At 68.3% G+C, this 9,730-nt stretch carries 8 protein-coding genes; all 8 read right to left on the reverse strand.

The window, feature by feature from the left end; all coding sequences use genetic code 11:
* Positions 1-82 precede the first annotated feature (82 nt).
* On the reverse strand, positions 83-316 hold the full coding sequence (locus C7444_RS04195) for a hypothetical protein (protein WP_110399583.1): 234 nt from the start codon (positions 314-316) through the stop codon (positions 83-85).
* Positions 316-2,661 carry a chemotaxis protein CheA gene (locus tag C7444_RS04200; RefSeq protein WP_110399584.1) on the reverse strand — a complete coding sequence of 782 codons (2,346 nt, stop codon included), beginning with the start codon at positions 2,659-2,661 and terminating at the stop codon, positions 316-318. Before C7444_RS04200 ends, C7444_RS04195 begins: the two co-directional genes overlap by 1 nt.
* Positions 2,658-3,086, reverse strand: a complete 429-nt coding sequence (locus tag C7444_RS04205; RefSeq protein WP_259372551.1) for a response regulator — start codon at positions 3,084-3,086, stop codon at positions 2,658-2,660. Before C7444_RS04205 ends, C7444_RS04200 begins: the two co-directional genes overlap by 4 nt.
* The gene (locus C7444_RS04210; protein WP_110399586.1) at positions 3,083-3,949 is read right to left on the reverse strand and encodes a CheR family methyltransferase; all 867 of its coding nucleotides are present in this window, start codon (positions 3,947-3,949) and stop codon (positions 3,083-3,085) included. The genes C7444_RS04205 and C7444_RS04210 overlap by 4 nt, the downstream gene beginning before the upstream one ends.
* Positions 3,946-4,572: a HEAT repeat domain-containing protein gene (locus C7444_RS04215; RefSeq protein ID WP_110399587.1), complete on the reverse strand. Its 627-nt coding sequence runs from the start codon at positions 4,570-4,572 to the stop codon at positions 3,946-3,948. The genes C7444_RS04210 and C7444_RS04215 overlap by 4 nt, the downstream gene beginning before the upstream one ends.
* A 63-nt stretch (positions 4,573-4,635) precedes the next feature.
* A complete protein-coding gene (locus tag C7444_RS04220; protein ID WP_110399588.1) occupies positions 4,636-6,297 on the reverse strand; it encodes a chemotaxis protein CheW in 1,662 nt (553 codons plus the stop codon).
* Between the two features lie 35 nt (positions 6,298-6,332).
* Entirely contained in the window at positions 6,333-8,264 is a 1,932-nt protein-coding gene (locus C7444_RS04225) for a methyl-accepting chemotaxis protein (protein ID WP_110399589.1), read from the reverse strand.
* Positions 8,265-8,643: 379 nt separating this feature from the next.
* The coding region (locus tag C7444_RS04230) for an acyltransferase family protein (RefSeq protein WP_146219348.1) at positions 8,644-9,730 on the reverse strand (1,087 nt) is incomplete at its 5' end.

A 9,730-nucleotide genomic window follows, 5' to 3' on the forward strand; every position in this document is an offset into this window, starting at 1 on the left:
GGATCGTCAGCACGGGGCCCGGACGGCCGGGCCCCTGTCTTCAGGGTTTCATCGGCCGTGCGGCCGTGAACTTGAATCGCCGTCAGCGGCCCGGCGGCTGCAGCGCCAGGGCCAGCCAGGGGTCCGCCGGTGGCTTGACCAGCCGCGGACGCAGGGCCAGCAGCACCTGCAGCACGGCGGCGTGCAGGTGTTCACACTTGGCCAGGTTCACGGCCGGCCGGGCGTGGGCCTGCAGCCAGTGCTGCAGGGTCTCGGCGTCTTCGGCGCCGACCTGGCCTTCCAGTGCCGCGCAGGTCTTGAGGTAGCGGATGCCCATCAGATCAGCTCCTTGGGGTTGAGGACCATCAGCACGCTGCCATCGCCCATCAGCGCCGTGCCGGCAAAACCGGTCAGGCCCGCGAGCACGCCCTCGAGCGGCTTGAGGATGATGTCGGTGGCGCCATGGAAGTCGTCGACCATCAGGCCGACGTTCTCGCCCAGCAGGCGCACGACCAGCACGGCGAACTCCCCGTCGTCGTTGCGCCGTGGCGGCTCGGTCAACGAGAGCATCTGGTTGAGCGGGCGCAGCGGCACGATGCGGCTGCGCAGCACCGTGGTGGCCGCCTGCTTGAAGCGGTGGATGTCGTCGGCATGCACCCGCACCGTCTCGACGATCATGTCCATCGGCACGCCGAAGCGCCGTCCGGCGGTCTCGATGATCATCACGTTGGTGACCGCCATCGACAGCGGCAGCGACAGCCGCAGCGTCGAGCCTTCGCCGCTGACGCTGGTCAGGCTGACCTGGCCGTTGAGGTTCTCGATCGCCGAGCGCACCACGTCCATGCCCACGCCGCGCCCGGACAGGTCGGAGATCGTGTCGGTGGTGGAGAAACCCGGCAGGAAGACCAGCTGCACCGCATCCTGCTCGCTCAGCGTCGCGGCCTTGTCGGCCGGGATCAGGCCACGCTCCACGGCCTTGGCGCGCACCCGCTGGGTGTTCACGCCGGCCCCGTCGTCGGCGATCTCGATGACCACGCGGTCGGACTCCTGGTGGGCGCGGATGCGGATCGTGCCCAGCGCCGGCTTGCCGGCGGCGCGGCGCTGTTCGGGCCGCTCGATGCCATGGTCCAGGCTGTTGCGCACGATGTGGATCAGCGGGTCGGCCAGCGCCTCGATGACGTTCTTGTCGGCCTCGGTGTCCTCGCCCTCGATCAGCAGCTGCACCTCCTTGCCGAGCTTGCGCGAGATGTCTCGCACCAGGCGCGAGAAGCGCTGGAACACCACGCCCACGGGCATCATGCGCACCTGCATGATGGCGTGCTGCATGTCCTCGGCGATGCGGTTGATGACCGCGTACTGGGCCTTGATCTCGCGCGCGAGCTCGCGCTGGTTGAACACGTTCTCCGCCCGCGTGGCCAGGTAGGGCAGGGCGTTCTTGGCCACCACCATCTCGCCGATCAGGTCCATCAGGCGGTCGATCTTCTCCTGGTTGACCTTGAGCACCTTGCCGTGGCGTTCCGCGGTCGGGTCCTCGATGCGGCGGGTGGTCTCGCTGCGAGGCGCGTCGGCGGCCACCGCTTCCGGCTCGCCCTGCGGTCCGTGCTGCTGCATGAAGGCCAGCAGCGCCGGCCCGCCCGCATCGGCCGGCAGCGCGGCCAGCGCTTCCAGCGCCGCGGTCTGTCCGCTGATGCCCAGCAGCGCCTGCACCGCCTGGCGGGCCGCGGCGGCCGTGCCCGGTGGCAGCGTCGGGCGTGACAGCAGCGCGATCTGGTCGTTCCACAGCTGCTGGGTGCGCTGCTTGAGCAGCTCGCCCAGCCGAGGGTCGGCGGCCGGCGCGGCCCGCTCGGCCTCGGCCGGTGCGGCGGGTGCCTGCGCGGCGGGCGGCACGGTGCTGTCCCACAGCTCGATCTGCTCGGGCACGTAGCGGAAGTGCTCCTGCAGGTAGGCCGCTGGAGCGCTGCTCAGCAGCAGCAGGTCGAGGTTGCAGCGGTAGCAGTCGAGCTCGGCCGGATCGGGCCAGGGCGTGCCGGCGGCCACGTCCAGGTGCAGCAGGCCGGGGGCCAGCTGGGCCAGGCGCCACGGATCCTCGCCCTTGAAGAAACATTCGGGCTCCGGCAGGTAGCGCAGCGCCACCGCACCAGGATGGGCTGCCAGCAGGTCGGGCGGCAGCCGGCTCAGCCAGTCGGGCGGTGCGGCCGCCGCCGGTGCCGTGGCGGTGATCGGTGCGGCCACCGGCTCGGTCGCCGGGGGTTCGGTGGTGGTGCCAGGTCCGGCGGCGGGCTCGGCATCGACACGGTCGAGGTGCTCGCGGATCGATCGGGCCAGCGCCTGCGAGCGTTCGTCGAAGGACGCGTCGATCTCGCCGCTGGCCTCGATCTGGTCGATCATCAGCGCCGTGAAGTCCATGGCGTCGAGCAGCGTGTCGGCCATCCGGGTACCGTAGGGCAGGGTCTTGTTGCGCACGCGGTCGAGCAGGTCCTCGCCGGCGTGCACCACCCGCTCGAGCGGCTTGAACTCGAACAGCCCGCAGTTGCCCTTGAGGGTGTGCACCTGTCGGAACAGGTCGTTGAGCAGCGCCGTGTCGGTGGGGCTCTGCTCCACCTCCAGCAGGCGCTGGCCGATCTGCTCCAGGCACTCGCGCGCCTCCAGGACAAACTGTTCCAGCAGTTCCGTCTGTTTCATGTGCCGGCTCCTTGGGCAGCCGCCCGCGTCGCTGCTTCCAGGTCGCCCAGCAGCAGGGCGGCGGTCAGCACCAGTTCGGCGGGACGGGCGGGCTTGATGAGGTAGGTGTTGGCGCCGGCCTCGTAGGCGGTGGCGGCGTCCTGGGATTGCGCCTCGGTCGAGACCATCATCACCGGCGTCTGCCGCACCTGGGGCAGGCGGCGCAGCTCGCGCACGAAGCTGTAGCCGTCCATCTTGGGCATGTTGATGTCGCAGACGTAGAGGTCGAACGGCGCGTCGAGGGGCTGGCGCGCCACCTTCTCCAGCGCCTCCAGGCCGTTGATGGCCTCCTCGACCTGCCAGCCGGCGTCGCTGAGGATCTTGCGGTGGTACATGCGGACGGTGGCCGCATCATCGATGATCAGGATGTTCCTGGGGGTAGTCACAGTCCGCTCTCCTCGAGAGGCTTCTGGTAGACCATGGCGTCGGCGAAGCGCCGCACCTGGTAGAGCGACGAGATGCGGCTCATCGACTCCGAATGTCCGAGGCAGACGAAGCCGCCCGGGTGGAGTGCATCGAACATGGCTTCGGCGGCCACCCGGCGACTGAGGTCGTCGAAGTAGATCAGCAGGTTGCGGCAGAAGATGATGTCGATGTCGCGGAAGCGCCGGGTCTCGACCGCCTCCGCCAGGTTGACGTGGCTGAACTCGACCGACTCGACCAGCTCGCGCTGGATCTTCCACTCGTGCTCGTTGAGCCGGGTGAAGTACTTCTCGAGGTAGGCCTTGGGCAGGTTGGAGACCGAGCGCTGGGAGTAGACGCCCCGGCGGGCCGCGTTCAGCACGTTGGTGTCGATGTCCGAGGACAGGATCTCGACCTCGTAGTCCTCGATCTGCGCCCAGCGTTCGAGCAGGTAGATCGCGATCGAATACGGCTCCTCGCCGGTCGACGACGGCACGGACCAGATGCGGATGCGCCCGCCCGGCCGCTTGCGCCGCGCCACTTCGCTCATCATGTCCTTGACCAGGCAGTCGAACTGGTAGCTCTCGCGGAAGAAGTAGGTCTCGTTGACCGTCATCAGGTTGACGAGCTGCTGCAGCTCCTCGCCCTTGGCCTCGAAGCGCAGCGCGATGAAGTAGCTGCGGAAGTTCTCGCTGCCGGTGGCCTCGATGCGCTCGACCAGGCGCTTGTCGACGAAGTAGCGCTTGTTGTCATCGAAGTGGATGCCGGTCTTGCGGTAGAAGAACTCCCTGAACTTCAGGAAGTCCGCATCGCTGATCGTGATCGGCTTGACCGCGGCGGCTCTCATGTCGACTCGATTCGTGTCCGGGCGATGTCGATCGCGAAGGTGGTGAATGGATCGTCGGAAAAGCGGCTGCGTGCGGCCGCCAGCGGCGCCAGGTGCATGGAGGTGCCGACCTCGGTGATCACCTCGATCGCCGCGCCCACCACGTTGATGGCGGTCTCGGCCTGCAGCACCTGCTGCAGCCAGTGGCCCACCCGGGCATGGCGCAGCTCGCCCAGCAGGTTGACGGTGAAGATGCGCACGTCGGCGTCCGTGTCCTGGAGCAGCTGGTCGATGCGCGACCCCACCACGTCGGGCAGGTGGGCCAGGCTCTCGATCGCGCCGTTGCGCAGATTGGCGTCCTCGCTGCGCAGCAGCGGCAGCAGCGCGTCGACCGCAGCGGCACCGCCGAGGGTGCACAGGCTCGTGAACAGAGCCTCCCGCACGCTGCCGTCGATCTCGCGGGTGAGTGCCGCGCCCAGGGCCGTGACGGCCTCCGGGCACTGGGCGAGGTCACGCGCGGCCCAGCGCCGCACGCTGCTGTCGGCGTCCTGCAGCTGGGCCATCAGGCCCTGGGTGTCGCGGACATAGTCCCGCTCGGTGACCGGATGCAGCACCGCTGCGTCCTTGGCTTTCTTGAGTCCCATGGCTGACCTTGGTTGGATCGGGGAACCCCGGGCGGCCGCGGCACGGCCGTCCCGGGTGTCGGGTCAGGCGGCCTGGCGCAGGCCGGGTTCGGCCCGTCCGGTGCCGGTCTCGGCCTCGCTGGTGTCGCCGCCCTGCGTCCAGCCCTGGATCGACTGGACCTCGCGCGACTGCAGCAGGTGGTCCGGATCGATCAGCATCACCAGGCGCTGGTCGTGGTCCAGCTTGGCGACCTGGCTGATCAGGCGACCCTGCTCGACCGAGAGGTCCGGTGCCGGATCGATCTGCTGGCGCGGGATGCGCAGCACCTCGGCCACCGAGTCGACGATGAAACCGGTGCGAACGCCGTTGAGCAGGTAGACCATGATGCGCTGGCGGTCGTTGCGCTCGATGCCGGCCATGCCCAGGCGGGTGCGCTGGTCGATCACCGGCAGCACGGTGCCGCGCAGGTTGATCACGCCTTCGACGAAACGCGGCGTGCGGGGCACCCGGGTCAGCGTCTCGGGCACGCGCACGATCTCCTGCACGCTCATGATCGGCACGCCGAACTCCTCGGCCCCCAGGCGGAAGATGACCACCTGGGTGTCGTCGTCGTCCCGGCTGGACTCGCGCTCGCCATTCGATCGGCTGGTGTTCATGTCGTCGTCCTCGCTCAGCGTCAGGTCCCGGTCCCGGGCCTGCTCCAGCGCGTCCCGCACCTCGCTCATGCCCAGCAGCTGCCGGGTATCGATGATCGAGACCAGACGCTTGCCGTCCTCGAGCCGGCAGATGCCGGCGAATTCCTGCAGCGCGCTGTCGCGGGCCAGCAGGGCGGGCATCGGTTCGGCCAGGGCCCTGGGCACGCTCAGCACTTCCTTGACCGAGTCGGTGACCAGACCGACCTGGGAGCCACCGGGCAGGGCGATCACCACGATGCGGTGCTGTTCCTGTGCGTGCAGGACCGGCAGCCCGAACATCGAGCGCAGGCTCACCAGCGGCAGCAGGCGCTGGCGCAGCGAGATCACGCCCAGCACGTGGCCGGCGGTGTTGGGCAGCGCGGTGATGCGCTCGGGCAGCTGCACGATCTCGTGCACATGGGCGATGTCCACGGCGTACTCCTGCTCGGCCACCGCGAAGGACACCAGCCGCAGCTCCTCGCTGCCGGCGTGGTCCTCGTCGTCGTCCGCGCCGTCGGCCGTGCCGTGCACCTCGCCCATCTCGAGGCGACGGCTGTCGCCGCGCTGCGCCACCTGGCTGAACTCCTGCTCGATCAGGCGGGCGAAGTCCAGCACGAGCAGCAGGCGCTGGTCGTTGCGGTCCTGGTCCTGCCGGATCACGCCGGTGATGAAGTCCGCCGCGACGACGCTGCTGATGCTCGAGGCCGGCTCGATCTGGCCCGGCTCGACGCTGACCACGCTGGCCACGCGGTCCACCACGAAGCCCAGCGGCTGGCCGAGGTTGATGACCACCGCCCGGGTGGCGTCGTCGTTGTCGCGGGCCTCGCAGCCGAACAGCCGGCGCAGGTTGATCAGCGGCAGCACCCGGCCGCGCAGGTTGGCCAGCCCGTCGAGGGTGTCGGGCGCCAGCGGCAGCTGGGCCACCACCGGGACGCGGATGATCTCCTGCACCGGGCCCATCGGCACGGCGAACATCTCGCCGGCCAGCGCGAAGGTCACGAACTGGTTGTCCTGGCCCGCGAGCTCGTCGTCCGCCGCGTCACCGACCGTGTCTGTGGAATGGTCGCTCATCGCGATCCTCCTGATGAGGGTTGAGTCGCCCGGGTTCAGGCACTTTGAAGCTCATCGGCCAGCGAGGCGATCTCTTCGATGGCGGCGGCCAGTTCGTCGGCGCCCTGGGATTGCTGCTTGGCGGCGGCGGCGGCCTGTTCGGCCGACTTCTCCGCCTGCTCCGACGCCGCGGAGATCTGCTCCACGCCCGTCTTCACCTGGCTCAGCGCGGTGACGATCTCCTGCGAGGCGGCCATCGCTTCGCGGTTGCCCTTCTCGATGTCGGCGATGTCACGCTCCATCGTCACCAGCGCCGTGGTGATGGACTTGGACTTCTCCACTTCGCTGGTCGCGCTGGCGGCGATCTCGATCAGGTCGCGGCCGACCATGCCGATCTGGTCCTGGATCGACTTCACCATGTCCTTGATGCGGTCGGCGTTTTCGGCCGAGTCGTGCGCCAGGTTGCGGATGTCGGTGGCCACGACGACGAAGCCCTTGCCGTATTCGCCCGCGCGGGCGGCTTCGATCGAGCCGTTGACGGCCAGCATGTTGGTCTGGATCGAGACCTGGGTGATGGCGTCGACGATCTTGTCGATCTTGCGGCTGACCAGCTCCAGCTCCTTGATCTGCACCAGGCTGTTGCGGGTCGAGTCCACCGCGCCCGACACGCTGCGCAGCAGCCCGTCGATGTGGGTCTTGTTGTCCGACATCAGCGACTGGATGGCCTGCGCCCGCTCGCGGGCGTTGCCGGCACGCTCCTCGGCCAGCTGGGCGCCGGTCTCGATCTGCGTCACGGCCGCGGCCGATTCGGTCGCCGCCGATGCCTGGCTCTGGGCGCCCTTGCGGATCTGCTCGAGCGCCACCATGATCTGGCTGGCCGAGCGGTTGATCTCCTGCACCGCCGAGGAAAGCTCCTCGGCCGAGCTGGCCACGTCCTCGGCGCTCTTGGCGATGTCGGTGGAGTTCTTCAGCTCGTCGGCCAGCTCCGACAGGTTGCCGGCAGTCTGCTCGCACTCGGCCAGCGCCGAGGTCTGCTCGCCCACGGTCTTGGTCGCCTCCTCGCAGGCCGACGACTGCTCGCTGGCGGCCGCGGCGATCTGCTCCGAGCCCTTGATGGCCTGGGTGGCGGCCACCGTGCTCTGCTGGGCGGCCGAGGCGATCTCGATCGCGCCGGCGACGATGCTGGCGGCGTCCTCGCGGATCTGGCCCAGTTGCTGCAGGATGACGGAGCTCTTCTCGACTTCGGCCTGCACCGAGGTGGATGCGTCGTTGATGCCCGCGGCGATCACCTTGACCTCGCCCTGGATCTGGCCGACCAGGTCCTGGATCTGCTTGGCGCTCTTCTCGGAGGTTTCCGCCAGCGTGCGCACCTCGTCGGCGACGACGGCGAATCCCTTGCCGTGCTTGCCGGCCCGGGCGGCCTCGATGGCCGCGTTCAGGGCCAGCAGGTTGGTCTGGTCCGCGATGCGGGCCACGGCCTTGACGATGTCACCGATGTTGGCCGCCTGGCGCTCGAGCTCGCCGACCATCTTCACCGATTCGCTCTGGCGCTGCGCGGCGACGCCGACGTTGGTGATCGTCGAGCGCACTTCCGAGTCGATGCGGGCGACCAGTTGCTGGCCGGCCTCGGCCTTCTGCTGGGCCTGGGTCACCAGGGCCAGCTGGCGGTTGATCGCACCGGTCACCTGGTTGATCGCCGCCAGCGATTCCTGGGCTGCACCGGCGGCCTCCTCGGCGCCGGCCGAGATCTGGTCGGTGGCGCGCTTGAGTTCTTCCACGGCGGAAGCCGCCTCGTTGATGCCGCTGGACAGCTCGTTGGACGCCGCGGCCACACGCTCGGCCGCCTGCTGCTGCTTGGCCATCGTGCGCGCCTTGCGGCGCTGGGCGTCCGCCTCGCGCGCGACGTTCTTCGGGATGCCGCTCGCGGTGGCGAACAGGGCAGTGGGCGTTTCCTTGGGCGCGCTGCCCACTTTGCGGACGAGGGACATCAGTGACTCCTGTGGTGTCTGGACACATGGCCGGAGCGAAGCGGTTGCTCCTCCTGCCGATCCCTGCGTCACCAGGTCAGACGGGCGTCTGCCCGCCGTGCCTGGAGACTCCAGCAACAGCCGCTTCAAGCATCACGGACCTGCCACTGCGCAAGGGAATGGTCTATTCGACCGGTTTTCAACCCGCTGCAATCCGTCGAACAGGCGGGTCGCGCCCGTGCAGATGTCGATCTGCGACCGACGGGAGCATTCTTCGCGGTCCGGATTTGATCTTCATTAAAATAGACTAACCGCATAGCAGTAAATAAACTGCAGGAAAGTCTTGAAAGCAGGGGGCGCCAGATCCGGAAAATCCTCCCGGACGCGGCGTCAAGCCGCTTCAACTCCGTGGCTGCAAGGATTCGGGGGCTTCCCGCAGCGGCAGATCCGCTCGCCGCGAGCATCGCGCGAGGATGCGTCCCTTGGCCTGAGCGATCGGTCGCTCCATCAGGTGCATCGACAGCGAGGCCAGCAGTGCCGAACCGATCAGCGTCATGAAGAAGTTCGTGGTCGCCAGATGTTCGTGGATCCAGCCGGTCCGCTCCAGCAGGTGGCGATTGAATTCGATCAGCGGAAAGTGCACGACATAGAGCGCATACGAAATCTGGCCGGCATATCGCAAGGGACGGATCTCCAGCCAGCGCACGAGGCGAGTGTCCTGGCTGTTGGCGATGGCCCACAGGAAAGCCGAATAGAGCACGACCATCCCCAGGGTCATGGAGGCGGAATCGAGAGGAAGATAACGGCTCCACGTCCCGTTCTCGGCATTGGGCAGGATGGCGGTGGCGATGATCACCACCACCATCATCCCGATGACGATGTCGCGCGTGCGCGGCGAAAGCTCAGCCCAGGCCGGTCGCTGGCCGATGGTGCTGACCAGGCAGCCGCCGAGGATGTAGGCGAAACCGGCCATCGGCATGGTGTAGGGCGTGATGTCGTCGACCGCCCAGGCGCTCAGCAGGTAGTGGCCCAGCGCGCACGCGGCCAGCGTGCACATCAGCACGCGCCGGTGATGGCGCAGCGGCGCGATCAGCAAGGCCAGACCAAAAAGCACGTAGAACTGCTGCTCGACTGCCAGGCTCCAGACGTGGCTGAACGGCCCCCACTGCTTGCTGACCAGTCCGATGTGGAAATTCTGCAGGTAGGCCAAGTACCAGCCCGCGTGCGCGATCAGGTCCTGGTGGAGGCCCAGCCCCCAGCCCAGCGACAGCATCACCGCCAGCGCCAGGTAATAGACCGGAAAGATCCGCAGCGCCCGGCCCAGCCAGAATCTCTTCAACTCCGCCATCACGCTCGTCTGCCGGGCCTCGATCTGCATGCGGCTCTTGCGCAGCAGCCCCATGATCAGGAAACCGCTCAGCACGAAGAAGGTGTAGACCGCCGCATCCCCGATGTACGTGCCCGTCAGCGCCGTGTGGTGCACGATC

Source organism: Sphaerotilus hippei (assembly GCF_003201595.1).
In the GTDB taxonomy this organism is placed as follows: domain Bacteria; phylum Pseudomonadota; class Gammaproteobacteria; order Burkholderiales; family Burkholderiaceae_C; genus Sphaerotilus; species Sphaerotilus hippei.